25 protein-coding genes are annotated in these 24,467 nt (G+C 62.9%); 10 read left to right on the top strand and 15 right to left on the bottom strand.

The features are described from left to right. Positions 1–2 precede the first annotated feature (2 nt). Positions 3–584, top strand: a complete 582-nt coding sequence (locus tag GOW72_RS02580) for a transglycosylase SLT domain-containing protein (RefSeq protein WP_093964271.1) — start codon at positions 3–5, stop codon at positions 582–584. A 12-nt stretch (positions 585–596) separates the two neighbouring features. Here the strand turns inward: GOW72_RS02580 and GOW72_RS02575 are convergent, their stop codons facing one another. The 4 genes from GOW72_RS02575 to GOW72_RS02560 all read right to left on the bottom strand — a co-directional run bounded on the left by GOW72_RS02575 (position 597) and on the right by GOW72_RS02560 (position 6,769). Next, positions 597–1,193, bottom strand: coding sequence for a LolA family protein (locus GOW72_RS02575; RefSeq protein ID WP_170364933.1), 597 nt, complete (start codon positions 1,191–1,193; stop codon positions 597–599). Positions 1,194–1,232: 39 nt separating this feature from the next. Further along, positions 1,233–4,136, bottom strand: coding sequence for a DNA translocase FtsK (locus GOW72_RS02570; RefSeq protein ID WP_170364931.1), 2,904 nt, complete (start codon positions 4,134–4,136; stop codon positions 1,233–1,235). A gap of 13 nt (positions 4,137–4,149) precedes the next feature. Continuing rightward, positions 4,150–5,331 carry an aminotransferase class I/II-fold pyridoxal phosphate-dependent enzyme gene (locus GOW72_RS02565; RefSeq protein ID WP_170364929.1) on the bottom strand — a complete coding sequence of 394 codons (1,182 nt, stop codon included), beginning with the start codon at positions 5,329–5,331 and terminating at the stop codon, positions 4,150–4,152. Positions 5,332–5,440: 109 nt separating this feature from the next. Further along, positions 5,441–6,769 carry an amidase gene (locus GOW72_RS02560; RefSeq protein ID WP_170364927.1) on the bottom strand — a complete coding sequence of 443 codons (1,329 nt, stop codon included), beginning with the start codon at positions 6,767–6,769 and terminating at the stop codon, positions 5,441–5,443. Between the two features lie 93 nt (positions 6,770–6,862). Here GOW72_RS02560 and GOW72_RS02555 point away from each other — a divergent pair, with 93 nt between their 5' ends. Further along, entirely contained in the window at positions 6,863–8,089 is a 1,227-nt protein-coding gene (locus tag GOW72_RS02555; RefSeq protein ID WP_170364925.1) for an FAD-dependent monooxygenase, read from the top strand. Here the strand turns inward: GOW72_RS02555 and GOW72_RS02550 are convergent. The 5 genes from GOW72_RS02550 to GOW72_RS02530 form a co-directional block, all read right to left on the bottom strand. Continuing rightward, positions 8,086–8,271: a Trm112 family protein gene (locus tag GOW72_RS02550; protein WP_093964266.1), complete on the bottom strand. Its 186-nt coding sequence runs from the start codon at positions 8,269–8,271 to the stop codon at positions 8,086–8,088. The genes GOW72_RS02555 and GOW72_RS02550 overlap by 4 nt on opposite strands. Beyond that, positions 8,268–8,909 (bottom strand): LON peptidase substrate-binding domain-containing protein, encoded by a 642-nt coding sequence (locus GOW72_RS02545; RefSeq protein WP_093964265.1) that lies wholly within the window; start codon positions 8,907–8,909, stop codon positions 8,268–8,270. Before GOW72_RS02545 ends, GOW72_RS02550 begins: the two co-directional genes overlap by 4 nt. A gap of 27 nt (positions 8,910–8,936) precedes the next feature. Then, positions 8,937–9,854 carry a thioredoxin family protein gene (locus GOW72_RS02540; protein WP_170364924.1) on the bottom strand — a complete coding sequence of 306 codons (918 nt, stop codon included), beginning with the start codon at positions 9,852–9,854 and terminating at the stop codon, positions 8,937–8,939. A gap of 88 nt (positions 9,855–9,942) precedes the next feature. After that, positions 9,943–10,731 (bottom strand): exodeoxyribonuclease III, encoded by a 789-nt coding sequence (locus tag GOW72_RS02535; protein WP_170364920.1) that lies wholly within the window; start codon positions 10,729–10,731, stop codon positions 9,943–9,945. A gap of 192 nt (positions 10,732–10,923) precedes the next feature. Further along, complete coding sequence (locus GOW72_RS02530) at positions 10,924–11,610, bottom strand: response regulator transcription factor (RefSeq protein ID WP_093964262.1); 687 nt, start codon at positions 11,608–11,610, stop codon at positions 10,924–10,926. A 162-nt stretch (positions 11,611–11,772) separates the two neighbouring features. On the opposite strand from GOW72_RS02530, the gene ribA reads away from it, so the two are divergent. Further along, a complete protein-coding gene (gene ribA, locus GOW72_RS02525) occupies positions 11,773–12,867 on the top strand; it encodes a GTP cyclohydrolase II (protein ID WP_170364252.1) in 1,095 nt (364 codons plus the stop codon). Then, on the top strand, positions 12,864–13,364 hold the full coding sequence (locus tag GOW72_RS02520) for a L,D-transpeptidase family protein (protein ID WP_170364918.1): 501 nt from the start codon (positions 12,864–12,866) through the stop codon (positions 13,362–13,364). Before ribA ends, GOW72_RS02520 begins: the two co-directional genes overlap by 4 nt. Here the strand turns inward: GOW72_RS02520 and GOW72_RS02515 are convergent. Together GOW72_RS02515 and GOW72_RS02510 are read right to left on the bottom strand one after the other, a co-directional pair. Beyond that, positions 13,348–14,007, bottom strand: a complete 660-nt coding sequence (locus GOW72_RS02515) for a YggS family pyridoxal phosphate-dependent enzyme (protein WP_170364916.1) — start codon at positions 14,005–14,007, stop codon at positions 13,348–13,350. The two genes, GOW72_RS02520 and GOW72_RS02515, sit on opposite strands and share 17 nt — an antisense overlap. 103 nt (positions 14,008–14,110) lie before the next feature. Further along, positions 14,111–15,193, bottom strand: a complete 1,083-nt coding sequence (locus GOW72_RS02510) for a porin (protein ID WP_170365997.1) — start codon at positions 15,191–15,193, stop codon at positions 14,111–14,113. A gap of 280 nt (positions 15,194–15,473) precedes the next feature. Between GOW72_RS02510 and GOW72_RS02505 the strand changes: the two genes are divergently transcribed. The 5 genes from GOW72_RS02505 (at position 15,474) to GOW72_RS02485 (ending at position 20,762) form a co-directional block, all read left to right on the top strand. Continuing rightward, entirely contained in the window at positions 15,474–15,962 is a 489-nt protein-coding gene (locus tag GOW72_RS02505) for a DUF3576 domain-containing protein (protein ID WP_170341302.1), read from the top strand. 72 nt (positions 15,963–16,034) lie between these two features. Then, entirely contained in the window at positions 16,035–18,572 is a 2,538-nt protein-coding gene (gene leuS, locus GOW72_RS02500; RefSeq protein ID WP_170364914.1) for a leucine--tRNA ligase, read from the top strand. After that, positions 18,559–19,059: an LPS assembly lipoprotein LptE gene (gene lptE / locus GOW72_RS02495; protein WP_170342238.1), complete on the top strand. Its 501-nt coding sequence runs from the start codon at positions 18,559–18,561 to the stop codon at positions 19,057–19,059. Before leuS ends, lptE begins: the two co-directional genes overlap by 14 nt. Then, positions 19,056–20,084: a DNA polymerase III subunit delta gene (gene holA / locus GOW72_RS02490; protein WP_170364912.1), complete on the top strand. Its 1,029-nt coding sequence runs from the start codon at positions 19,056–19,058 to the stop codon at positions 20,082–20,084. The genes lptE and holA overlap by 4 nt, the downstream gene beginning before the upstream one ends. Positions 20,085–20,165: 81 nt before the next feature. Then, positions 20,166–20,762 (top strand): glutathione S-transferase family protein, encoded by a 597-nt coding sequence (locus tag GOW72_RS02485; protein WP_170364910.1) that lies wholly within the window; start codon positions 20,166–20,168, stop codon positions 20,760–20,762. On the opposite strand, the gene GOW72_RS02480 is transcribed toward GOW72_RS02485, so the two are convergent. Continuing rightward, a complete protein-coding gene (locus GOW72_RS02480) occupies positions 20,759–21,949 on the bottom strand; it encodes a TIGR03862 family flavoprotein (RefSeq protein WP_170364908.1) in 1,191 nt (396 codons plus the stop codon). The genes GOW72_RS02485 and GOW72_RS02480 overlap by 4 nt on opposite strands. Positions 21,950–21,997: 48 nt before the next feature. On the opposite strand from GOW72_RS02480, the gene GOW72_RS02475 reads away from it, so the two are divergent. After that, a complete protein-coding gene (locus GOW72_RS02475; protein WP_170342229.1) occupies positions 21,998–22,294 on the top strand; it encodes an HNH endonuclease in 297 nt (98 codons plus the stop codon). Here the strand turns inward: GOW72_RS02475 and GOW72_RS02470 are convergent, their stop codons facing one another. Genes GOW72_RS02470 through GOW72_RS02460 form a run of 3 tightly spaced genes read right to left on the bottom strand, consistent with a single transcriptional unit; the run spans position 22,295 to position 24,380 of the window. Beyond that, the gene (locus tag GOW72_RS02470) at positions 22,295–23,029 is read right to left on the bottom strand and encodes a VOC family protein (protein ID WP_170364906.1); all 735 of its coding nucleotides are present in this window, start codon (positions 23,027–23,029) and stop codon (positions 22,295–22,297) included. Next, the gene (locus GOW72_RS02465; RefSeq protein WP_170364904.1) at positions 23,026–23,634 is read right to left on the bottom strand and encodes an enoyl-CoA hydratase-related protein; all 609 of its coding nucleotides are present in this window, start codon (positions 23,632–23,634) and stop codon (positions 23,026–23,028) included. Before GOW72_RS02465 ends, GOW72_RS02470 begins: the two co-directional genes overlap by 4 nt. Further along, a complete protein-coding gene (locus GOW72_RS02460) occupies positions 23,631–24,380 on the bottom strand; it encodes an SDR family oxidoreductase (RefSeq protein ID WP_170342442.1) in 750 nt (249 codons plus the stop codon). The genes GOW72_RS02465 and GOW72_RS02460 overlap by 4 nt, the downstream gene beginning before the upstream one ends. Between the last annotated feature and the right edge of the window lie 87 nt (positions 24,381–24,467).

The raw sequence follows: 24,467 nt of genomic DNA, 5'->3' as shown, positions 1-24,467 counted from the left end.
ACATGAGCAGAAAACTTCTCGTACTCTTCGGGGTGCTGTTTTTGGCATCCTGTGGGGGCGGCGCACAGCGTCCGCCCAGCAACCTCAATGACGCTTGCGCCATCGCACGCGAGCGGCCGGACATGATCAAGGCGTTCAAGAGCACCGAACGCAAATGGGGTGTTCCGGTCCATGTCCAGATGGCAACCATCTACCAAGAAAGCCGCTATCGTCACGACGCCCGGACGCCCCACAAATATGTTCTTGGGGTTATTCCGATGGGCCGTCAGAGCAGCGCCTATGGCTTCAGCCAGGCCCTGGACGGAACCTGGGAAGAATACCAGCGCGAAACCGGGAAGCGGCGCGCCAAGCGTGACCGCATTCGTGACGCATCAGATTTCGTCGGATGGTACATGAACAAAAGCAGTCAGAAGATCGGCATCTCGACCAGCGACACGCGGAACCAGTATCTGGCGTATCACGAAGGTCGCGCGGGTTACGCACGCGGCAGCCATTACGGCAAGACCTGGTTATTGAACGTGGCCAATGACGTGGACGCACGCGCGCAGATGTACCAGGCGCAGCTGTCCAGCTGCCGCTATTGAAAGAGCCGCGGGTCAGCGATTTTCTGACCCGCGCCGCGCCTTGTTCGAAAACAGGCCGCTGTCGATTCTGACATCTTCGTTGAGGGGACCCAGCAGCACCGTGGTTTGACCCCCGGCGTTGTCGTAGATGACCCATTTCCTCAGCTCGATCGGATTAGCCGTGAACATCAGATCGATCCGCCCGGACTCGGGGTTTTTCGGGTCCTGCGCGGTGACGACCGTGGCTGTGCCATCAAATGTGTGGCCGACTACCATGTTGGCCTGCGACAGGTTCACGTTGCGCGCCAGAACCAGCGACAGCGGTGTGCGCTTCAACGGGTACTGCTCGGGCGGCTGGTTTGATTTGGGGTCGAACACCATCACCGTGCCGGCATTGGCCAACACGACCGCACTGTTGGGCGGATCGTATTCGAACCGCATCTTTCCGGGGCGCTGCAGCCACAGCTTGCCGGTACTCAGCGATCCGTCATCGTTGACTTGGGTAAACGTCGTCTGAACGGCCTTCAATCCGTTCAGATAGTTCGAGATCTGCGACAAGGGAAGCTTGTCGGCGGCCCAGGCTGCAGGGGCAGTCAAAGCAAGGGCAAGGGCAAAGGCAATCTGTTTCATGACACACAGATATGCGCTCTGCCCTTGTTATTAAATATCCTACTGTTCCGGGACGAGGATTTCGCGTTTGCCCACGTGATTTGCTGCCGAAACAACGCCTTCGTCCTCCATCTGCTCGACCAGCCGTGCAGCCTTGTTGTAGCCGATGGCAAGTTTCCGCTGGATGTACGAGGTTGAACACTTGCGATCCTTGATCACGATGGCAACCGCCTGATCGTACAGCGCATCCTCACCATTGGTGTTACCGCCGGTGTTCAGCCCCAGAACCGCGTCGATATTGTCGGCCTTGTCCTCGGACGGGCCGTCCAGCACGCTGCCGACATAGTCGGGCGGGCCATACTGCTTGAGGTGGTTCACGACCTCCTCGACCTCTTCATCCGACACGAACGGCCCGTGGCAGCGAGTGATCTTGGCGCCGCCAGCCATGTACAGCATGTCGCCCTGCCCCAGCAGCTGTTCGGCCCCCATCTCGCCCAGGATGGTCCGGCTGTCGACTTTCGACGTCACCTGGAACGAGATCCGGGTCGGGAAGTTGGCCTTGATCGTGCCGGTGATGACGTCCACCGAGGGCCGCTGCGTGGCCATGATCAGGTGGATGCCCGAGGCCCGCGCCATCTGGGCCAGACGCTGGATACAGGCCTCGATCTCCTTACCGGCCACCATCATCAGGTCGGCCATCTCATCGACGATGACGACGATATAGGGCATGGCCTTGGGTTCGAACTCTTCCGTCTCGAAAACGGGTTCTCCGGTTTCGTCGTCGAACCCGGTCTGGACCGTGCGGCTGAACATCTCGCCCTTGGACAACGCGTCCTTCACCCGGCCGTTGTAGCCGGCGATGTTGCGCACGCCCATCTTGGACATCTTGCGATAGCGGTCCTCCATCTCGCCCACGACCCATTTCAGGGCAACCACCGCCTTTTTTGGGTCGGTCACGACCGGCGACAGCAGGTGCGGGATGCCGTCATAGACGGAAAGTTCCAGCATCTTGGGGTCGATCATGATCAGGCGGCATTCGTCCGGTGTCAGCTTGTAGAGCAGCGACAGGATCATCGTGTTGATCGCCACCGACTTGCCCGAACCGGTCGTCCCGGCGATCAGCAGGTGAGGCATCTTGGCCAGGTTGGCCACGACCGAGTCTCCGCCGATATCCTTGCCCAGCGCCAGCGGCAGCGCATGGGTGCCGTCGCCGAAATCGCGGCTTGCCAGGATTTCGCGCAGGACCACCATCTCGCGGTTCTCGTTGGGCAATTCGATGCCGATGACCGAGCGTCCGGGCAGGGTCGAGACACGCGCCGACAGCGCCGACATAGACCGGGCGATATCATCGGCCAGCCCGATCACGCGGCTGGCTTTCAGGCCCGGTGCGGGTTCCAACTCGTACATCGTGACGACAGGGCCGGGGCGGACACTGACGATCTCGCCTTTGACCCCATAATCATCCAGCACGTTCTCCAGCATCCGCGCGTTTTCCTCCAGCGCTTCGTCACTGAGGTGATGACGCTGAATGCCCGACGGGTTCGTCAACAGGCTGAGCGGCGGCAGTTCGAAATCCGTGTGCCGCTCTTCGAAAGACAGGCTGGGCTGCGCTTCGGCCTGAGCCCGTCGCGACGGCAGGACGTTGCGCCGGACTGGCTGCGCGACAACCGGCTTGCGCGGTTCGGCAACCGGGATCTTCATGGCCGGGCGCGCCTCGGCGATTGGGTCCTCTGAATCCTCGAACACCTGATCGTCGTCGATATCCTCAGGCGCATAGGCCGAAAGCGGGTCTTCCGCGAACGTCTCCATATCCGCAGAAGGCTGCGCCGGGTGCCCTGTCAACGGCGGCTCGGGCGGAAGCCCGGCAGCAGTCAGCGGAGGTTCGGGCGGAAGGTTGCCCGCACGCGGCGCATTCAGGATCAGCGGGTCGGGACCACGGCCGCGCCCCTTGGTCAGCGGGCGGTTCGGATCGGGCTCGGGCGCGATTTCACCGGTGGCGACCTTGCGGTTCTGTATCACCGCGGAGATCTTCGAACGGATCCGGTCCTCGCCCGGCATCTCGTCATATCCGGTAACGGGTTCCGGATCGACCAGTTCGGGTTCGGGCATCGGCTCGGGGCGGCGGATCAGGCCAGGCATGCGCGCAAGCAGGCCCGTTTTTACGGGCTCGGGGGCTGCGATCTCGGGCTCTTCAAAGACCGGATCGGCATAGGCCAGTTCATCCTCGAATTCGGCACCGGCGGCCTGGGTTGCCTTGCGTTCCTGCCACTTTTCCCGGCGCGCCTGCGCCGCACGGGCCGTGGCCGAAGCCCCCTGCCCCAGCGCGGTCATCAGCATGTCATAGGCCATCACCAGACCCAGCAGGAAAGCCCGGAACCCGCGCCGGACGTCCGATTTGGTGAAACCCAGCACAAAGACGCCCAATGCCAGCATGCCGGCCGCCATGGCCAGCGACATCAGCTTGACCATGAAATGCGACGAGATCGGCAACAGCGTCAGCAGCGCACCCATCACCGTGTCGCCGAACAGACCGCCCAGACCAAAGCTGTGCGTCGCGCGCCATTCGGCGCCGGGCACCAGGGTTGCGGCATAGACCGAGAGGACGGCGATCCAGATCGGCGCGAAAATCAGGCGGGCCACGGCGCGATCCTCGCCGAAATGGCCGGCAAAGCGCGCGCCCCAGCCGACCAGCACCAGCGCGATGCCAAGGCTGCCCCAGCCCACGATCATGAACAACGGCGCGGCGATCGAAGCGCCGAACCGCCCCAGCCAGTTCTGCACCGGCGCGTCGGTCGAGACCATCCAGTTGGGATCATCCGGCGTGTAGGACCAGATCATCGCCGCGGCGGCCAGGCCGGCCAGAATCAGGGCGATCCCGATCAGTTCCTTGCTGCGCCGCTCGATCGCGGCCTGGGTGGTGCTGTCCAACAATGGGTCGCGGTTGCGCGCGTTGTAAGATGCCATGTGCCCTCGTACCTCACGAATAGATGCAGTCGCGGAGCGTGATCAGCCCGCGCTGCATCTCTGTTTTTGGGGCCACCATCGCGACCCTGATAAAGCCTTTGCCCGGGTTCTGCCCCGGATCCCCTTGTGAAAGATATGCCCCCGGCAGGACCCGAACCCCGGTTTCCCGCCACAGCTTCAATGCGGCCTGCTCGCCATCTTCGACGGGCAGCCAAAGAAAGAACCCCGCCTCGGGCGGCATATAGCCCTGAACGCCCGCAAACACCTGATCGGCGATGGCGTATTTTTCCTGATACAGCGCGCGGTTTTCCTGAACATGCGCCTCATCGGCCCAGACCCTGGCCGCGGCGGCCTGCAACGGCAGCGGCAAGGGCGCCCCGGCATAGGCGCGCAACTGCTTGACCCGCTTGATGCTTTCCGGCCCGCCCGCGATCAGCCCCGACCGCAGCCCCGCCAGGTTCGAGCGTTTCGACAGCGAGTTGAACAGCGTGATCCGCTCTGGGTCGGCGCCCAGCTCCTGCGCGACGGTCAGGATGCCGGTGGGCGGCGTGTCGCGGTAGATCTCGGAATAGCACTCGTCGGCGAAGATGCGGAAATCGTACCGCTCGGCCAGCCGGATCAGCTCGGCCCAGTAGTCGCGCGAGGCGACGGCACCCTGCGGGTTCGCAGGCGAACAGATATAGGCGACGGCGGTGCGGTTCAGCACATCCTCTGGCAGGCCGGCATAGTCCGGTAGATGCCCGGTGGCCGCGGTGGCCGGCACAAAATACGGCTGCGCCCCGACCGAGATCGAGGCCACCATGTAGACCTGATAGAACGGGTTGGGGCACAAAACGACCGGCTGCTGGCCGTTCTTCTGCTCGGGGCAGAGCGCCATGGCGGCGTTGTACAACCCCTCGCGCGTGCCGTTCAGCGCCATGATGTTGGTCTCGGGGTCCATCCGCACGCCATAGCGACGGTCGATCCAGTCGGCGATGGCCCCGCGCAGCGCGTCGGACCCCTCGTTCGGCGGGTACTTCTGAAATCCGGCGGCGTTTTCCACGATGACATCGGTCACCCAGGGCGGAAAGTCATGCTTGGGCTCGCCAATCGTCATATGCACGACATCGCCGCCCGGCGCGTGATGGTCGAGCAGGGCGCGTAGACGCGGAAAAGCATAGGCCGGTAGGTTCGAAAACCGCTCGGGGAAATTCATGACTGCTGCCTCGATACCGGGATCATTGGCGCCCCGGTTTTCCAGTAGATTACAGGCCGAACCCCCGCGCGTCCAGACAAAGAGGTTCCGAATCAGGGGATTGTGGCATTCAGGCCAGAACCGCCTCGGCCGCCGCACCCAGCCGCAAAAGCGCCTCCTCCGAGCCCGGATAGCCCAACATCATCAGTCCGCAGGACGGTGTCGAAGTGGGCAGCGACAGCGCCGCCAGCCCCATCAGGTTGCCGATCCGGGTGTTGCGCAGAGCCAGAAGGTTCTCGGTGACGTAGTAGTCATGGTCATTCATCAGCCGGTCCAGATCCGGCGGCAGGATCGGCGCGGTGGGGGCCAGAACCGCGTCGAAGCCGGCGGTGGCCGCGTCCCAGACCGATCGGCAGGCTTTCAGGCGCGACCACGCGGCCACGTAATCCGGGCCGGAATGCCCCTTGCCCGCGCGGAACCGTTCAAGGATTTCGGGATACATCGCCTCGGGGTTGGCCTCGATAACGTCACGCCACAGGCCATAGGCTTCGGTGGTGTAAAGGACACCGGACAGGCCCATCGCCTCGGTCAGTTCCGGCACCTCCAGCGGCACGATCTCGGCCCCTGCATCACGCAGGCGGTCCAGCGCCTCGGCATAGGCCTGGCGTGGCGCGTCGCGCAGATCGTCCTGCGCGATGGTCTGCAGATCGGCAAACCGCCGCCCCTTCAGGCTGGCGCCCCGCAGATCGGCCGGCGTTCCGCCTTCCAGCAGCGCCAGCATCTGCGCCGCATCCTCGACCGACCGCGCCAGCGGGCCGACCGTGTCGAACCGCAGGCACAGGGGCACCACGCCCTCGAGGCTCAACCGCCCCGACGTGGTTTTCAGCCCCACCAAGTCGTTCCACGCGGCCGGAATGCGCACCGATCCGCCCGTATCCGAGCCGATTCCGCAGGCCGCCAGACCAAAGGCCACCGACGCCGCCGCACCCGAGGACGACCCGCCCGGAACCGCCTTTTTGTCATTCACGCAGGGCGGCGTCGCGGTGACGGGGTTCAGGCCAAGGCCCGAGAAGGCCAGCTCGCTCATATGCGTCTTGCCCAGACAGACCGCGCCCATGGCCGTCGCGTTGCGCAGAACGGTTGCGTCATGGTCGGGAACTCGGCCGCGCAGCAGGGCCGATCCGGCCTCGGTTCCGATCCCGGCGGTGTCGAACAGATCCTTCCAGCTGATCGGCACCCCATCCAGCAGGGACCGGCGCAGCCCTTGGGCCACCCGTTCCTTGGCCGCGCGGGCTTCGGCGCGGGCGCGGTCATGCGTGACGCGGGCATAGATGCGATCGCGGTGCGGATGGGCGTCGATGGCCGCCAGATAGACCTCGGTCAGTTCCTCGGGATCGATCTGCCCCATGCCGATCCCCCGGCCCAGGTCACATGCCGTCATGGTCAGCCAGTCCTGCATCTTTGCCCCCTTGTCGGAAAAATTCGTGTTTCGGCGACGGTAGCGACAGGACTGCACATGGACAATCCCGAAAGGGCGCGCATATTGCACCGCATGACACAGGTTTCCGATATCTTGATCGTGGGCGGCGGGCTGAACGGCCCTGCCCTGGCGCTGGCGCTGGCGCAGACCGGGCACAGCGTCACCGTGATCGACGCGCTGGCCGAGAAGGTGCGCAAGAACGCGGCGTTCGACGGGCGTGCCTATGCGCTGGCGCTGGCCTCGCAACGGTTGCTGGCCGCGATCGGCATTTGGGAGCGGGTCGCGGACCACGCCCAGCCGATGTTGGAGATCAAGGTCACCGATGGCCATGCGGGCGCAGGCCCGTCGCCGTTTTTCATGCATTTCGACCATGCCGAGATCGAGGAAGGCCCGATGGGCTATATGGTCGAGGACCGTCACCTGCGGCGCGCATTTCTTGCGGCGATGGCGGCGGACCCGGCGATCACCCGGGTCGATGGCAAAACCGTGGTTGCGCAGGAAACCGGGCCTGGTGGCGTGACCGTGACGCTGGATGACGGATCGGCGCTGTCCGGTCGGCTTCTGGTGGGGTGCGACGGCCGTCGCAGCGGCACCGCCGCCCGGGCCGGGATCAAGCGGACCGGATGGGACTACGGCCAGACCGCGCTGGTCTGCGCCATCGAACACGACCTGCCCCATCACGGCATCGCACATCAGTTCTTCATGCCACCCGGCCCGCTGGCGATCCTGCCGCTGACCGGCAATCGCAGCTCGATCGTCTGGAGCGAACGCTCTGACACCGCGCAGCGCATCAACGCGCTGGACGAGGCCGAGTACCTTCAAGTTCTGCGGCCCAGGTTCGGCGATTTTCTGGGTAACATCCGCCTGCAGGGCGACCGGTTCACCTATCCGCTGAACCTGACCATCGCCAATTCCTTCATCGCCGACCGGCTGGCGCTGGTGGGTGATGCGGCCCATGGCATGCACCCGATCGCCGGTCAGGGGCTGAACGCCGGGCTGCGCGACGTCGGCGCGCTGGCCGAGGTGCTGACGCTGGCCGGGCGACGCGGAGAGGACATCGGCTCGGCGCTGGTTCTGGAGCGCTATCAGGAGTGGCGCCGCTTTGACACGGCGGCTCTGGCAATGGCGACGGATGTGTTCAACAAGCTGTTCTCGAACGACAATCCGATCTTGCGGCTGGGGCGCGACATCGGAATGGGCATCGTGGGCTCTCTGCCCGGTCTGCGCCGCGGCTTCGTGCGAGAGGCCGCCGGTTTGACAGGCGACCTGCCCAGGCTGCTGCAGGGCCGCCCGATCTAGTCGAGCTTGCGCGCCTCATCCACCAGCATCACCGGAATCCCGTTGCGGATGGGAAAGGCCAGACCAGCGGCTTTCGAGACCAGTTCCTGCCGCTCGGCGTCATATTCCAGGGTGGTGTGGGTCTGGGGGCAGATCAGCGCCTCGAGCATATGGCGGTCGAACCCCGGTTCCGTTTCAGTCATTGCAATTGTTCCTCGTTTGAACCCCCGCGCAGCGAGAATTCGATCAGTGTGACCAATGTTTCGCGCCGGGTGCGCAGGCACGGCGCCTCAAGCAGGGCCTGCTTGTCCTCAGGGTCGAAATCCAGAAGCATCGACAGGGAATTGACCAATAATTCGTCATCCGCCTCGTTCAGCGACTCCCAATCGGTCGACAGTTGGCGGGCGGAAAAGTAACGCCCCAGCAAACGCAGGAAGCCGGACCGGTCGAACGTATCGTCTATTTCCCCTTTGCCCAGATCGCGGTCGAACCCGTCCCAAGTAACGGCGCAGCGACGATACGGCGTGAAACCATCCAATTCGGATTGGATGCGAAACCGGGATACACCGGACAACGTGATCAGATAGCGCCCGTCTTCGGTCTCGGAAAACTGCGTGACACGTCCGGCGCATCCGATCCGATGCAACTTGGTGTCGTCGTTCTGGCAAGGGTTCGGCTGGACCATGCCGATCAACCGCTCTTTGGTTTTCAAGGCGTCATCCAGCATTTGCAGGTAGCGTGGCTCGAAAATATGCAGCGGCAGGCGTGACCGGGGCAGCAACAGCGCCCCGGGCAGAGGAAACACGGACACCGTGTCCGGCAGATCGGCGGGATGCATCATGTTTCCGATTCTAGCTCTGATGCGCGGTTAGGCAAATATCATCGAGCTGAGTCTGCGGCGACCGTTCAAAACGATCGGGTCATTGGCCTTGAGCGCATCGAATATGGTGAACAACTGCGCCTTGGCTGCGCCATCATTCCATTCCCGATCGCGGCGGAACAGCTCCAGAAGCTGGTCAACCGCCTCGGCGGCCTTGCCGTTGGCATAGAGCGCCTGCGCCAGGTCAAACCGGGCCTGATGGTTGTCGGGGTCAGCTTCGACCGCTGCCGTCAACTCGGCCACCGGCCCGGCATTTGCGGCCTGCTTGGCAAGTTCCAGCTGCGCGTGGGCAGCTTCCAACTCTGCCGTCGTTGAAATCTCGGCCGGAGCGCCGTTCAGGATCGCCTCGGCCTGATCAAGGTCACCCATCGCGATTTGCGCCCGCACCAGGCCGCCATAGGCCGCGGCATGTTTGGGGTCTTCGCCAAGAATGGCGGCAAAGGTCTGGGCCGCATCCACTGCCGCGCCATCATTCAGCATCTCTTCGGCGGCCTCCACGGCCTCGTCCAGCTGGCCGCCCGGGCTCTGGCCCCCGGCAGCCTCGATCACACGGTCGATAAAGGCCTTGATCTCCGATCCTGGCAAAGCGCCTTGGAATCCGTCAACCGGCTGCCCCTTGAAGAAGGCGTAGACGGTCGGAATCGACTGGATACGCAATTGCGAGGCGATCATCTGCGCCTCGTCCACGTTGATTTTCACCATCTTGACCGCGCCCTTGGCCGCGGTCACGGCCTCTTCCAAGGCCGGACCCAAGGTCTTGCAGGGACCGCACCAGGGCGCCCAGAAGTCGACGATAATGGGCAATTCCTGCGATGCCTCGACGACATCGGCCATGAAAGTGGCCTCGGTTCCGTCTTTGATCAGATCGGTGGCTGCGGGGCTGCCTGCGCCGTTCAGAAGTTCCATGGCATTCACTCTCCGGATTCAGTCTTGGGCCTTATATGCAACCAGCCGACTGGGAAACCAAGGGCCGAGTTGCGGAATCCCGCACCGATCAAAGATCGAAACTGGCAAAGACGGGCGCGTGGTCGCTGGGCTTCTCCCAGCCGCGCGCGTCGCGCAGGACGCGGCTGGAATGGCCGGCGTTCGAGATATCAGGCGTCGCCCAGACGTGATCCAGGCGCCGCCCCTTGTCAGCCGCATCCCAGTCGCGGGCGCGATAGGACCACCAGCTGTAGAGCTGTCCCTCGGGGATGTCCTGCCGGGTGATATCGACCCAGCCGCCCGCATCCTGCGTCTCGGCCAGTTGCGCGACCTCGATCGGCGTGTGCGACACGACCTTGAGCAGTTGCTTGTGCGACCACACGTCATCCTCGCGCGGGGCGATGTTCAGGTCACCGACCAGAATGGATTTCTGCGGCTTTTCAGCGTGGAACCAGTCGCGCATGTCGGTCAGGTAATCCAGCTTCTGGCCAAATTTCTCGTTCACCTCGCGATCGGGAACGTCGCCGCCTGCCGGGACGTAGAAATTGTGGATGATCACCCCGTTTTCCAGTTGCCCCGCCACATGCCGGGCATGGCCCAGCCCGGCAAAGTCCTGATCGCCCAGATCCGTGATCGGCAGGCGCGACAGGATGGCCACGCCGTTATAGCCCTTTTGACCGCGGGCAATCATGTGGGTGTAGCCAAGTTCCGCGAATCCCTCGGTCGGGATCTTGTCGACCGGCGATTTGCACTCTTGCAGGCACAGCACGTCCGGCGCTTCTTCCTGCAGCAGCTTCAGCACGATCGGCTCGCGCAGGCGAACGGAATTAATGTTCCAGGTGGCCAGAGTGAAAGGCATGATCGGGGTTCCCTTGTCGCGACTCGGGCAAACTAGCGCGGCAGGTACCGGGGTGCCATCCGAAAAAAAGCCGGGCCAAAGGCCCGGCAGTCCAACAGGGAGGTACATGTCATGACCCGGACATGCACGGGATGGGATTATCCTAAAGATGCTTGCAGAGTATCACTTTGATCCACATCAATCCACCTATGGTTACGACACCAGTCGATATCCACCAGATTCTGTGACCAAAAGGCGCGCATTGGAGGGATCGGGCTCGATTTTCTGACGCAGCCGGTAGATGTGCGTTTCCAGCGTATGTGTGGTTACACCGGCGTTGTAGCCCCAGACCTCGTGCAGCAGCACATCGCGCGCCACCACGCCGTCGGTCGAGCGATACAGGAACTTGAGAATGTTGGTTTCCTTCTCCGTCAGCCGAATCTTGCGGTCGTCCTCGGTGATCAACATCTTCATCGCGGGTTTGAAAGTATAGGGCCCCAGGACAAAAACGGCATCTTCAGACTGTTCGTGCTGGCGCAGCTGCGCACGGATCCGGGCCAGAAGCACCGGGAACTTGAACGGCTTTGAGACATAATCGTTGGCGCCCGCGTCCAAACCCAGAATCGTATCTGCGTCGCTGTCATGGCCGGTCAGCATCAGGATCGGGCTTTTGACCCCCTGCTTGCGCATCAGGCGGCACAGCTCGCGCCCATCTGTGTCGGGCAAACCCACATCCAGGATCACAAGGTCATAGATGGCTTCGCGCGCACGCTCCATCGCGGATTGGCCGTCGGAGGCTTCGAATACATCAAAGTCCTCGGTCATCACCAACTGCTCGCTCAGCGCCTCGCGCAGGTCTTCATCGTCATCGACCAGTAGGATTTTCTTGAGTTGCGCCATGTCCCGGTCCTCCTAAACCTTTTGCAACACTTGAGCGTGGAAGATGCAATCAACAAGTTTTGCTGCAATGCTCTCACGCCCTCGTGTCTGGTGGGCCGGAAATGTTTCACATTTCCTTTCGAACGGGCTAGGACGAGGGTCGAACGTTACAGGATAACATCAATGAGTCTCATTCCAGACATCACCGAGTTGCTGGCCCGGGCGCGTGCCGACCTTCGGATGGGCGTTCCGGTCGTGCTGACGGATGACGGGGATTTCAGCGTTGTCGCCGTCGCCGCAGAGACACTCAACCCGCAGCGTCTGGCGGACCTGAGGGGTCTGGGCGACACGCCTGTGGTTGCCATCACCGGACGACGGGCCGAAACGCTCAAAGCCCGCGCCTATGACGGTGATCTTGCTCGGGTCGTGATCCCGGCGGAAGCTGATCTGGGGTGGGTGCAGGCGGTTGCAGACCCGTCCGATGACCTGAATGCCCCGATGAAGGGGCCCTTGATGACTCAGCGCCAGGGCAATGCACACCTGCATCGCATCGCAATCGCACTGACCAAATCCGCCCGCCTGCTGCCCGCCGCGGTGGTGGTTGCGGTCGAAAACGGCCGGGCCTTTGCGGCGACGCACGGTCTGACCTGCATAGACCACACACGCGCCGCGCCGCATCTGGCCGATCGCAGCCCCTTGCACGAGGTGGTCGCCGCGCGCCTGCCGATGGAGGTGTCCGAGGCCGGTCGTCTGCACGTCTTCCGCCCAGAGGACGGTGGCGAGGAGCACTATGCCATCGAAATCGGCCGCCCGGATCGCTCGAAACCTGTTCTGGCACGGTTGCATTCGGCCTGTTTTACCGGTGACCTGATGGGCAGCCTGAAATGCGACTGCGGCCCGCAACTGCGCGGTGCCCTGGCCCAGATGGGGGCCGAGGGGCATGGGATTCTGCTGTATCTCAACCAGGAAGGTCGCGGGATCGGCTTGGCCAACAAAATGCGCGCCTATTTCCTGCAGGATCAGGGCTTCGACACGGTCGAAGCCAACCACCGGCTTGGGTTTGAAGATGACGAGCGCGATTTCCGCCTTGGATCGGACATCCTGAAATCGCTCGGGTTCAGTTCGGTCCGGTTGCTGACCAACAACCCCGCCAAGATCGCAATGATGGAACGGACCGGGATTGCCGTTACCGAGCGTGTGCCGCTGAAGGTCGGGGAAACCGCCCACAACCGGGCCTATCTGGCGACCAAGGCCTCAAAATCGGGCCACTTGCTGTGAGCCCTCTTGATCTGGTGGTAACGCCGACCGGAGTGCGGTTCTTCGGCCGCAGGTTTCCCTGCACCATCGGCAAAGGTGGCCTGAGCAACCACAAGCGCGAGGGCGACGGGGCCACCCCCACAGGGCACCACCACATTGTCGGGATGCTGTACCGCCCGGATCGGATTGCCCCGCCAGCCCCGTGGGCTTTGCCCATCGGGCCGGGCGATCTGTGGTCGGATGACGATAGGGATCAGGACTACAACCAACACGTTCGGGCGCCCTATCCATGCAGTCACGAACGCCTGCGTCGGGCTGACCCGCTGTACGATCTGGTGCTGATTACCGATTGGAATTGGCCCGTCGCCACACCGGGCGGCGGATCAGCGATCTTTCTGCATCAGTGGCGCAGACCGGGTTATCCTACCGAAGGCTGCGTGGCGTTACGGCGCGACCATCTACACTGGATCGCGCGGCGCGTCGCACCCGGAACCCGGATCATCATTCCTCGGGTTTGACCCGGTCACCAAAAATGGCCGACCCCACCCGGACATGAGTTGCACCCAGCGCGATCGCGGTTTCAAAATCGCTGCTCATCCCCATGGACAGGCCATCCAGCCCGTTCCTGCCCGCGATCTTGGCCAGCAAAGCAAAATGCAGCGCGGGCTCCTCGTCGACGGGCGGAATGCACATCAACCCACGCACCGGCAGGTCAAGTGATCGACATTCGGCGACAAAATCATCGGCCTCGGCGGGTATAACCCCGGCTTTCTGAGCCTCTTCGCCGGTATTTACCTGAATGAATAGATCAGGACACTGCCCCACCTCTTGCGCCAGCCGCGCAAGGGTTTTGGCCAGTTTGGGACGGTCGACCGAGTGGATCGCGTTGCACAGTTCCATCGCCTGCCGCGCCTTGTTGGTTTGCAGCGGACCAATCAGATGCAGATCAATATCGGGATAGCTTTCACGGAAGGCGGGCCACTTGCCGGCGGCCTCCTGCACCCGGTTTTCACCAAAACACCGGTGACCCTGCTTCAACACGGCCTCGACCCGGTCGTTGGGCTGCACCTTGGATACGGCAATCAGCCGGACCGAGCCCTTGGGGCGGCCGGCTGCGGCTTCGGCCTTGGCGATGCGGGCGGTGATTTCTTGCAGCGACATGGATTCCCTCTGTTTCCATTTGTCCGCAGAAAAACACCATGTCGGCGCAAAAGAAAAGGGCGGGTCCGAAGACCCGCCCTCAAACCTTGCGGTTCAGATCAACTTAGAAGTTGAACTGAGCACCGAAGTCAGCGCGCAGGCGGCCGTCGCCGTCGCCAACTTTCGACTGGCCGATACCACCGCGCAGCGATGCACCGCCGCCCAGGTCGTAGATGGCGCCAATGCCGTACTGCTGGGTGTCGTTGTCCGCCGAACCGTCGCCGTAAGCGAAGGTCAGGGTGGTTGCAGCGCCAACGTTGTAGGCTGCCGACAGACCGTATGCAGTGCCGTTCAGCGAGTCGTCTGCAACGTCATCGTCTGCGACGAAGATGGTGCCCGAGAAGTCGCCGAATTCAGCACCCAGGGTCAGAACTGCCAGGCTCTGCTTCTCAACAACGTCGCCGATGGCGCTGGTTTCACCATAAGCAACAGCTGCGGTGAAGTTGTTGAAGCTGTAGGTGAAGCTGATGTCCCAGCGGTCTGCGCTGTCTGCAACACCGTTCAGGCCGAAGGTTGCCTGGTCGTACGATGCGCCGAAGGCGAAGTCACCAACTGCGTACTGGAAGAACACAGCGTTCGAACCTGCACCGGTCGACGAGTAGCCCAGGAAGCTGTAGTCAACGCCCGAGTACTGGCCGATGAAGTTTTCCAGGCCCGGCTCGTTACCGTAGTAGTTTGCCAAGTTGTCGAACGAACCAGCAACGTTGCCGGCGTCAACACGCAGACCACCGTAGATGACCGAGAAGCGAGCGCCGTTCAGGCCGGCTGCATTTGCTTCGCCGGTGCCGGCGTTTTCGTCAGCCTGCAGACGAACACGTGCTTCAAAGCGGACGCCACCGTCGGTTTCCGCGATGCCGTCGATGTTCAGGCGGAAGCGCGAGACCAGGATGGTTTCGTCGGTCGAAACGGTCGTGGTGTTGGTGGTGGTGGTGGTAACCGTCGCACCACTGGTTGTGGTCACGGTGGTCGTGCTACCGCTGGTGGTAGTAGTGATGAGCGGCTGACCCGTGTTGAAGTTGGTCACAACGCCGGTACGGTCTTCCAGGTAACCGATACCAAAGCGGCCATAACCGCTGAACTTAACTTCGGCCGCGGCAACCGATGCGGTTGCGATCAGTGCGGTCGATGCGAAGAGAACTTTTTTCATCTTGTTTCCCTCGGTTTCAATAATTTCTACTCGACACATACCTGCTGCATATGTCTCAGCACGCAGACCGTTTCGCTCTTTTTGCCCCTGTTGCGCAAGCATGCCTTGGACAGCTTCGGTTCTTTGGCCCCAAATTGGTGCAAGGATGCCACAGTCGAATTCACCCCGATATTTCAGCGACACCGGTACGTAAGCCAAGAATGGGGTTGTTGCAGCACAGTACGTTGTCTAGGAGTATCTCCTAGCAAAGCAAAACATGTTAAAACAGGACCTGCCGACGATGCGCCTGCTGACGATTTTGGGTTTGACCGTTTTGACTGCCTCCGTTTCTGCGTGCGGACAGAATCGGAGCACGTCGCCCAACCCCAATGTTCTATCCGCCGACGGCAGCTCGTCCGAGGCCCGCGAGCTCAACGATCCGAATCGTTCGACCATCTGGGATGTGTTCGGCCCCAACAACTCGGAACAGGTCACCCAGGTCAACCGGTACCTATGGGCGGCGTCGCTGGATGTGCTCAGCTTCCTGCCGGTGCAGGAGGTGGATCCGTTTACCGGCGTGATCATAACGGGTTACGGCAAACCGCCGGGCGGTGGGCGGTCCTATCGGGCAACCGTGCACATCAGTGATCCGGCCTTGGCGGCGCGGTCCCTTTCGGTGGCTCTGCAGACCAGCGGGGGCGCTCCGGTCAGCGCGGCGACCACGCGTGCGGTCGAAGATGCGATTCTTTCGCGGGCGCGCCAGCTGCGGATCGCGGACAACAAGCTCTAGCAACCCGCAGAAAATCACAATATTACCACGCCGGGCCCCTGCCCGGCGTTTTCATTCACGAAGGACCGCATGATGTCGCGTTACTCGGCCAACGAAATCGAAGCAAAATGGCAAGAGGCCTGGGACAAGGCCGGGATCTTCACCGCCAAACGGACGGCGGACAAACCGAAATACTATGTGCTGGAAATGTTCCCCTATCCTTCGGGGCGCATCCACATGGGGCATGTGCGCAACTACACCATGGGTGACGTGATCGCGCGCCACAAGCTGAGCACCGGGCACAACGTTCTGCACCCGATGGGCTGGGACGCTTTCGGGATGCCGGCGGAAAACGCGGCCATGGCCATCGGCGGCCACCCCAAGGACTGGACCTATGGCAACATCGCCGACATGCGCGCGCAGATGAAGCCGCTGGGCCTGTCGATCGACTGGTCGCGCGAGTTCGCGACCTGCGACCCGGAATATTACGGCCAGCAGCAGGCGCTGTTCCTCGACATGCTGGATGCGGGGCTGGTCTATCGCAAGAACGCCGTGGTCAACTGGGACCCGGTGGACATGACCGTGCTGGCCAACGAACAAGTCGAAAACGGCCGCGGCTGGCGCTCGGGCGCATTGGTCGAGCGGCGCGAGCTGACCCAGTGGTTCTTCAAGATCTCCGAGTTCTCGGAAGAGTTGCTTGATGCGCTGGATACGCTCGACAACTGGCCCGCCAAGGTGCGGCTGATGCAGGAGAACTGGATCGGCAAGTCACGCGGGCTGGAGTTTTCCTTCGAGCGCACCGACGGCAATGCACCCATCACCGTCTATACCACGCGGCCGGACACGCTGTTGGGGGCGTCTTTCGTGGGTATCTCGCCCGATCACCCGATAGCCAAGCAGCTTGAGGCCGAGAACCCCGAAGTCGCTGAATTCGTTGCCGAATGCCGCAAGGGCGGCACCACGGAAGAGGCCATCGAGACCGGCGAGAAGCTGGGTTTCGACACCGGCATCCGCGTCAAACACCCGCTGGACCCGAACTGGGAACTGCCGGTCTGGATCGCGAATTTCATCCTTATGGATTACGGCACCGGCGCGATCTTTGCCTGCCCCGCGCATGACCAGCGCGACCTGGATTTCTGCCGCAAATACGACCTGCCGGTAATCGACACCTTCTTTGCCCTGGATGACGACACGCCGGTGGACAAGATCGCCTTCGTCCCGCCGAAAGAGCAGAAGGTGCGCTGGGTCAACCATTTCGCCGGTCTGACCGAGGCCACCGGACAGGAAGCCATCGACGCGACTATCGACTTTGCCGAGAAGGCCGGCTGGGGCAAAGGCGTGACCAAGTACCGCCTGCGCGATTGGGGCCTGTCGCGCCAGCGCTACTGGGGCTGTCCGATCCCGGTGGTACATTGCGACGATTGCGGCGTGGTGCCGGAGAAAAAGGAAAACCTGCCGATTCGGCTGCCCGACGATGTCACCTTCGACAAACCGGGCAACCCGCTGGATCGTCACCCGACCTGGCGCGACTGTGCCTGCCCGTCCTGCGGCAAACCGGCCAAGCGCGAAACCGACACGATGGACACTTTCGTCGATTCGTCGTGGTATTTCGCCCGTTTCACCGCCCCGCGGGCGGAAACGCCGACCGATCTGGCCGAAGCCGAGTACTGGATGAACGTGGACCAGTATATCGGCGGCATCGAACACGCGATCCTGCACCTGCTGTATTCGCGGTTCTTCGCCCGCGCCATGCACATCACCGGGCATCTGCCGAAAAAGGCGATCGAGCCGTTCGACGCGCTGTTCACCCAGGGCATGGTCACCCATGAAATCTATCAGACCCGCGACGACAAGGGCCGCCCGGTTTATCACCTTCCCGAAGAGGTCGAGGACGGCAAGCTGAAGGCGACGGGCGAGCCGGTCGAGATCATTCCCTCGGCCAAGATGTCGAAATCGAAGAAGAACGTGGTGGACCCGGTCAGCATCATCTCGGCCTTCGGGGCGGATACCGCGCGCTGGTTCGTGCTGTCCGATTCGCCGCCCGAGCGTGACGTGGAATGGACCGCCGCCGGCGCCGAGGCCGCGCACAAGCACCTCAGCCGCGTGCATCGCATCGTGTCCGAGATCGCCGCATCCGACGCCCCGGCCAATGCCGAGGACGAAGCGCTGCTGCGCGAGATGCACAAGACCATCCATGACGTGACCGGCGGGGTCGAATCCTTCGGCTTCAACGCCTCGATCGCCAAGCTCTATGCCTTTACCAACACGCTGGCCAAATCCAAGGCGGGCGCGCAGGCCAAGCGGCAGGCGGCCATGACGCTGGCGCAGCTGATGTCGCCGATGACGCCGCACCTGTCCGAAGAGCTGTGGCAGATGCTGGGCGGCGAAGGGCTGGTGGCGCTGGCGCCCTGGCCGGTGGCGGACGAGTCGATGCTGGTCGATGATACCGTCACCCTGCCCATCCAGATCAACGGCAAGCGCCGTGCCGAAATCAGCGTGGCCAAGGATCTGGACAAGACGCAGGTTGAAAGAATCGCGCTCAGCACCGAAGCTGTGCAGAAGGCGCTGGATGGCGCTGCTCCGAAAAAGGTGATCGTTGTTCCGGGCCGGATCGTGAATGTCGTTGTTTGACCGTAGAAACCTGCTGCTTTCGTTGGCGGCGTTGACCGTGGCGCCCGCTTGTGGGTTCCAGCCGGTTTATGCCCCGGGCGGCGCTGGCAGCGAATTATACGGCAAGGTCGCCGTGTCAGCGCCAGATTCGGTCGAAAGCTACCTTCTGGTGCAGAATCTGGAGCAGTCCCTCGGGCGCAGCGTCAGTTCAGCCAAGGATTACAGCCTGAATGTGCAGGTCTCTACGGTGACCCGCGGGGCCGCCATCACGACCTCGAACGAGACCAACCGGTATTCGATTGACGGGCGCGCCAGCTATACGCTGAGATCCAATGAAACGGGCCAGATCCTTGTGTCCGGCACTGTGGCCGATTTCGTAGGCTACTCAGCCGCGGGGTCCACCGTTTCCACGCTCGCTGATGAACGGGATGCCAAAGAGAGGCTGATGGTCATCCTGTCCGATCAGATCGTCACGCGCCTGTATTCCGCACCGGGCCTGGCTTCATGAAGCTGTCCCCGCGCGACGCCGAGGGGTATTTCGCCAAACCTGACCCCGACAAGACGGGATTGTTGATCTACGGCGCCGACGCGATGCGCGTCGCGCTCAAGCGCCAGCAGGTATTGGCCGCGCTGTTGGGCCCGGGTGCAGAAGAGGAAATGCGCCTGACCCGTCTTCCGGCCTCGGATCTGCGGGCGGATCCTGCCCTTCTGCTGGATGCCGTGAAGGCTGTCGGGTTCTTTCCAGGCGCGCGCGCCGTATTCGTCGAGGATGCAACCGACGCCGCAACCCCGGCGATCACCGCCGCGCTCGAGGATTGGGCGCCAGGCGACGCTCAGATCATTGTGACCGCCGGGCAGCTCAAGGCCAGCTCGAAGCTGCGCAAAGCGTTCGAAGGCCATCGGGCCGCCTATGCGGTCGGGATCTATGACGATCCACCGTCGCGCGCGGAGATCGAGCGTGTTCTGGCCCAAGCCGGACTTGCGAGCGTTCCCCGTGACGCGATGTCCGTGCTCAGCGATCTGGCCACCGAACTCAGCCCGGGCGACTTTGCGCAAACCGTTGAAAAGCTGTCTCTGTACAAACGCGGTGATGCCTCAGACGTTGCCGTCGAAGACATCGAGGCCTGCGCGCCGCAATCCAATGAGGCGGCCCTGGATGACGTTCTCAACGTCGTTGCCGAAGGCCGATCCGGTGAAATCGGGCCCCTGATCCGGCGGTTGCAGGCGCAGGGAACAAATGCAGTGTCCCTGTGCATCGGCGCGACCCGCCATTTTCGCACGCTCTATGCCTGCGCCTCGGACCCCGGTGGCGCAGCGCAAGGGATCGGCAAACTCCGGCCGCCGGTCTATGGCAAACGGCGTGACCGGATCCTTCGGCAGGCGCAGAATTGGGGCGCGCACAAGCTGCAGACGGCTTTGACCGTGCTGACGGATACGGATCTGTCTCTCCGGTCGGCAGGGCAGACTGCCCCGGCCATGGCCCTGGTCGAGCGCGCTCTGATCCGGCTGGCCATGCTGGCGCGGTCACGCTGAATTGAACTGACGGCGCGTCCGACTTGACGCGGCGGCGCAGTCCCCCACCCTGTCGCCAGTGCAACCACGCAGGAGCATGACATGTACAAGATCTACGGGCGCATCCAGAGTCGTGCCTCTCGGGTGATCTGGCTATTGGAGGAACTGGGGCAGGACTATGAGTGGATCGATGCGGGCCCGCACGACCCGCGCGTTCTGGACCTGAACGGCACGGGCAAGATCCCTGTCCTGCAAGATGGCGACGCAGTCATTTCGGACAGCGCGGCGATCATGACTTATCTGGCGGACAAGCACGGGGCCTTCACCTACCCCGCCGGCACCCCGGAACGGGCCGAGCAGGATTCGTTGTTGCACGCGCTGTTGGAAGAATTCGATGCTCCGCTGTGGCTGGCCGCCCGCCATATGTTCATTCTGCCCAAGGACAAACGCGTTCCACAGGTCGTCGAAACCGCCCAGTGGGAGTTTGACCGCAGCTTTCAACACATGGGACAGCGATTCAAAGGGCCATTCCTTCAGGGCGAGCAGATGACGATCGCGGACATCCTGTGCGTTCACTGCATGAGCTGGGCAAAGTCGGCTGGATTCCCGATGAATTCAGACAGCCTGAAAGCCTACGGCAAGCGCGTTCGCGAGCGTCCGGCCTACAAGAAACTGGGTGAAATGGCCAAATCCGCCTAATCCGCTTGGGACAGCCCGGCCCATTCTGCAGCCGAGCGCCCCGCCCAACGACCTGTCGCCAGGCATGCGGTCAACAGATAGCCGCCGGTCGGGGCTTCCCAATCCAGCATCTCGCCTGCGCAGAATACGCCGGGCTTGGCTCTCAGCATCAGCCCCGAGTCCAGCCCGCTTTTCGCAACCCCGCCTGCGGTCGAAATGGCTTCGTCCAGCGGGCGCAAGCCTGCGTTGCGAACAGGCAAAGCCTTCAAAGTCTTGACCCAATCATCGCGCCGCTGATTCTGCCCATGTGTCATTTCGTGGAACAAGGCGATCTTTGGCGGCGGCAGTCGCATGCCGTTCTTCAACCAACGGGTCAAAGTGGTTTTCGGGCCAGCTTTTGACAGACGCCTGGACAGATCCTGAATCGTGCGGTCCGGCGCGAGGTCCACATACAGATCAGCACCCTGCCGCAGCGCGGGTGTCAGCGGGTAAAGACCGCCCCCTTCCAGGCCTTTGGCTGAAATGACCGCCTCGCCACGGCTGGCAAGGTCGCCCGCGCGCCACCGAACAGATTTCAGCGCCTGACCGAAATACGCGGCCATATGGGGGCTCCATTCGACGGACAGTGCGGCGTTCGATGGTGCAAAAGGGACCAGCGGAACCCCGGCATCGGCCAGAGCCGGCGCCCAGGCGCCATCCGACCCCAGACGCGCCCAGCTGGAACCGCCAAGCGCCAGAACCGTGACGTCAGCAACCACTTTCTGCCGACCTGCCGGCGTATCAAAGACCAGCGCGGGGCCGTCCCAACCCAGCCAGCGCCAACGGGTACGGATCTCGACCCGCATCTCTTCCAGCCGCGCCAGCCAGGCGCGCAGCAATGGCGAAGCTTTTTTTGATTTGGGAAATACCCGCCCTGTGGACCCCGTGAACAGATCTTGACCCAAGTCCCGCGCCCAGCTTTGCACGCTCTGCGCATCGAAGGCGGCAATCATTGGGTGCAACCAGTCCGCCGCATCGCCGTAGGCCGAAATCAGGCGGTCAAACGGCTCGTCCTTTGTCAGGTTCAGACCGGACTTCCCCGCCATCAGGAATTTGCGGGCCACCGAGGGTTTGGCCTCGGCAACCAGCACATTGTGCCCGGCCCCGGCAAGTTCTTCGGCGGCCATCAGCCCGGCGGGGCCTGCCCCGATCACCACTGCCTGTGCCATATCTGCCCTCTTGCCTCACTTGCGTTCAGCCGCGACTGTGTTCCGGTGATGACGAACAGCGATCCGATCTGCCCGCTCTGCAACCGCCCGATCCCGAACGGGACCGGCAGCCTGCACCATCTGATCCCAAAACTCAAAGGTGGCAAGGGCGGTCCCACGGTTCTGCTGCACAAGATCTGCCACAAGGAGGTGCACGCCACCCTGACCGAAGCCGAGCTTGCGCGAGACTTCAACACTGTCGAAAGCCTGCGCACGCATCCCCGGCTGAACCGATTTCTGGACTGGGTACGCAAACGTCCGCCTGGATTTCAATCCAAAGTCCCGGGCCGACGCCGCGGCCGTTGATCAGGCTGGCAGGAACGGGTCACCCATCGGGTCTGTTTCCGTTGCAGCCAGGCCCTCGACCTCGATGCCCAGAAAGTCTGGCGCGGGAACGATCCGCGCATCGGGAATATGCTGGTATTCCAATGTGGTATAGGGACGTTTCCACAGCCATTCGCGATTGGCCACCGCCCAGGGATCAGGGTCCGGCGGCACCTCGGTCGTGAAGGCATAGAAATGCAGATCAAACCCGTGCGAGGCCACGTCCTGCATGGAAAGCAGGCGCAGGCCCAAATCCCTGCAAAACGCATCCTCCGCCGAAATGTCGCCGGTCCGCAGAGTGATCTGGCCCACAGCGGCCTGTCCGAACGGGTTCTCATCCCGCTGCTTTTTGGGCCGCTTCCCCTCAAAATCATGCTGAAGAAGCTCGATCGAGAAGCCTTCGGGGTCCGAGAGGTGGCACATGTAACCGATATCTCGAAACTGGGCCGGACGGCTGACGTTGATGCCAGCGCGCCGAAGCCATTCCGCCGCTTGGTCGAGATCTGGCAAGGTGATGCCGATCTTCCAGTATCTCTGACCCCGGTCGTGGGCGTATCCGCCGCCTCCGGGCAACAGCAGAAGGTCGGCGCTGGGCCCCGGATAGCCCACTCGCCGCGCATCTCCCTCGGCACGGACGACCATGCCGAAGTTTACCCTGTAGGAATCGGCCAGCCGTGCGGGATCAGCCACACGCAGGCGAAGGGCAGCGATCCTCATCCGCACATCCCGGCGATGCCGGCCGCCGTCTGCGGATCAGCGGCCAGGCTGTCAGCAACCAGGTCCCGCGCGGTCTGCATCAGATCTTCCGGAGCGACCACCCGGTCCACAAGGCCAAAGGCAAACGCTTCGTCCGCCGTGACCTTCTGGCCTGCCATCAGGATCAACTTGGTCCGGGCGGGGCCGATCAGCGCCCGCATGCGTTTCACGTCCGATGGCTGCGGCAGGAACCCCAACCGCATGACCGGGTAGAAGACCTTGGCCGTGGGCACCGCGATGCGCAGGTCACAGGCCAAGGCCATACCGTTGGCCCCGCCCGCCATGGTGCCGTTCAACGCAGCGACGGTCAGGCAGGGCAGCGCCGCGATGGCTCCGGACAAACGCTCCCACAGGTCCGAGGTCGCAAGGCCTGCCCGCGCCTCGTCCAGATCGGCGCCGGCACTGAACACCTTGCCCGCTCCGGTCAGGATCAGGGCGCGCGCCTCTTGGGCCGCTTCCGCGATCTGCAGCAGGTCCGACAACATGGCCCCGGTCAGGGCATTGGCCTTGCCGGGGTTGTTGATCGTGATCGTCCACAGACCGTCCTGCTGGGTCAGGTCGATCACGTCAGGCCGATCCTCTGGCGAATGTCGTCACGGCGCAGCGAAATCTCGGTTCCCAGAAACTCGTCCGCATCTTCCGAGCACATCCACAGCAGCGCCCGCGCCGGCCAGTCGGCCGGGATGTGATCGTCCCAGTCCAGCTGGCTGACCGGGTTGATGCCGCTGGCCTTGATGACCCGCTGCATGTCGGTCGCCACCGTGCCCGGGGACAGACCCATGGCACGTATGCCATGATGCGCCTCTTCCAGGTGAAGGCATTCGGTCAGCATTTTCGCCCCGGCCTTGGACGCGCAGTAGTGGCTCCAGGCCTCGACCGGGTTCGAGGCGGCTCCGGAGGAAACGGTCAGAACCGTCCCGCTGCCCGCCGCCCGCATCAGCGGCAGAACCGCGCGCATCCCGTGGAACACCCCTTTGAGGTTGATGTCGATGGCCTTGCTCCAGGCTGCTGGATCGGCATTTGACAGGTGAAAGATTGGATCGATCACACCCGCATTGCCGATCAGCACGTCCACGCGGCCAAAGCGGTCGGCGCAATCCGCAACCGCTTGTTCCACCTGCGCAAAATCGCTGACGTCGCAGGACAGCGCGATGGCGTTCTCACCCAGTGCCGCGGCCAATGCATCGATCTGATCATGGCTGCGCGCTACCAGCGCGACATTGGCGCCGGCTGCGGCAAATACGCGCCCTGCTTCGGCGCCGATGCCGCGGCTGGCTCCGGTGATCAGTACTGTTTTGCCCTTCATATGCATCCTGTAATCCTTTTGGATTGAAATCGGGTAAAGTGGTACCGCGCAAACGGGGAAATCGTCCAGCCCTTGCCCCTTGACGGCAGCCGC

This window comes from Ruegeria arenilitoris, from assembly GCF_013032855.1.
Taxonomy (GTDB): Bacteria; Pseudomonadota; Alphaproteobacteria; order Rhodobacterales; family Rhodobacteraceae; genus Ruegeria; species Ruegeria arenilitoris.
This window is presented reverse-complemented; position numbering and strand designations above follow the sequence as displayed.

Excerpts from the sequence above, each read along its gene's own strand:
- GOW72_RS02580 (WP_093964271.1), top strand. The coding sequence starts at position 3 with ATGAGCAGAAAACTTCTCGTACTCTTCGGGGTGCTGTTTTTGGCATCC.
- GOW72_RS02575 (WP_170364933.1), bottom strand. The coding sequence starts at position 1,193 with ATGAAACAGATTGCCTTTGCCCTTGCCCTTGCTTTGACTGCCCCTGCA.
- GOW72_RS02570 (WP_170364931.1), bottom strand. The coding sequence starts at position 4,136 with ATGGCATCTTACAACGCGCGCAACCGCGACCCATTGTTGGACAGCACC.
- GOW72_RS02565 (WP_170364929.1), bottom strand. The coding sequence starts at position 5,331 with ATGAATTTCCCCGAGCGGTTTTCGAACCTACCGGCCTATGCTTTTCCG.
- GOW72_RS02560 (WP_170364927.1), bottom strand. The coding sequence starts at position 6,769 with ATGCAGGACTGGCTGACCATGACGGCATGTGACCTGGGCCGGGGGATC.
- GOW72_RS02555 (WP_170364925.1), top strand. The coding sequence starts at position 6,863 with ATGACACAGGTTTCCGATATCTTGATCGTGGGCGGCGGGCTGAACGGC.
- GOW72_RS02550 (WP_093964266.1), bottom strand. The coding sequence starts at position 8,271 with ATGACTGAAACGGAACCGGGGTTCGACCGCCATATGCTCGAGGCGCTG.
- GOW72_RS02545 (WP_093964265.1), bottom strand. The coding sequence starts at position 8,909 with ATGATGCATCCCGCCGATCTGCCGGACACGGTGTCCGTGTTTCCTCTG.
- GOW72_RS02540 (WP_170364924.1), bottom strand. The coding sequence starts at position 9,854 with ATGGAACTTCTGAACGGCGCAGGCAGCCCCGCAGCCACCGATCTGATC.
- GOW72_RS02535 (WP_170364920.1), bottom strand. The coding sequence starts at position 10,731 with ATGCCTTTCACTCTGGCCACCTGGAACATTAATTCCGTTCGCCTGCGC.
- GOW72_RS02530 (WP_093964262.1), bottom strand. The coding sequence starts at position 11,610 with ATGGCGCAACTCAAGAAAATCCTACTGGTCGATGACGATGAAGACCTG.
- ribA (WP_170364252.1), top strand. The coding sequence starts at position 11,773 with ATGAGTCTCATTCCAGACATCACCGAGTTGCTGGCCCGGGCGCGTGCC.
- GOW72_RS02515 (WP_170364916.1), bottom strand. The coding sequence starts at position 14,007 with ATGTCGCTGCAAGAAATCACCGCCCGCATCGCCAAGGCCGAAGCCGCA.
- GOW72_RS02510 (WP_170365997.1), bottom strand. The coding sequence starts at position 15,193 with ATGAAAAAAGTTCTCTTCGCATCGACCGCACTGATCGCAACCGCATCG.
- GOW72_RS02505 (WP_170341302.1), top strand. The coding sequence starts at position 15,474 with ATGCGCCTGCTGACGATTTTGGGTTTGACCGTTTTGACTGCCTCCGTT.
- leuS (WP_170364914.1), top strand. The coding sequence starts at position 16,035 with ATGTCGCGTTACTCGGCCAACGAAATCGAAGCAAAATGGCAAGAGGCC.
- lptE (WP_170342238.1), top strand. The coding sequence starts at position 18,559 with ATGTCGTTGTTTGACCGTAGAAACCTGCTGCTTTCGTTGGCGGCGTTG.
- holA (WP_170364912.1), top strand. The coding sequence starts at position 19,056 with ATGAAGCTGTCCCCGCGCGACGCCGAGGGGTATTTCGCCAAACCTGAC.
- GOW72_RS02485 (WP_170364910.1), top strand. The coding sequence starts at position 20,166 with ATGTACAAGATCTACGGGCGCATCCAGAGTCGTGCCTCTCGGGTGATC.
- GOW72_RS02480 (WP_170364908.1), bottom strand. The coding sequence starts at position 21,949 with ATGGCACAGGCAGTGGTGATCGGGGCAGGCCCCGCCGGGCTGATGGCC.
- GOW72_RS02475 (WP_170342229.1), top strand. The coding sequence starts at position 21,998 with ATGACGAACAGCGATCCGATCTGCCCGCTCTGCAACCGCCCGATCCCG.
- GOW72_RS02470 (WP_170364906.1), bottom strand. The coding sequence starts at position 23,029 with ATGAGGATCGCTGCCCTTCGCCTGCGTGTGGCTGATCCCGCACGGCTG.
- GOW72_RS02460 (WP_170342442.1), bottom strand. The coding sequence starts at position 24,380 with ATGCATATGAAGGGCAAAACAGTACTGATCACCGGAGCCAGCCGCGGC.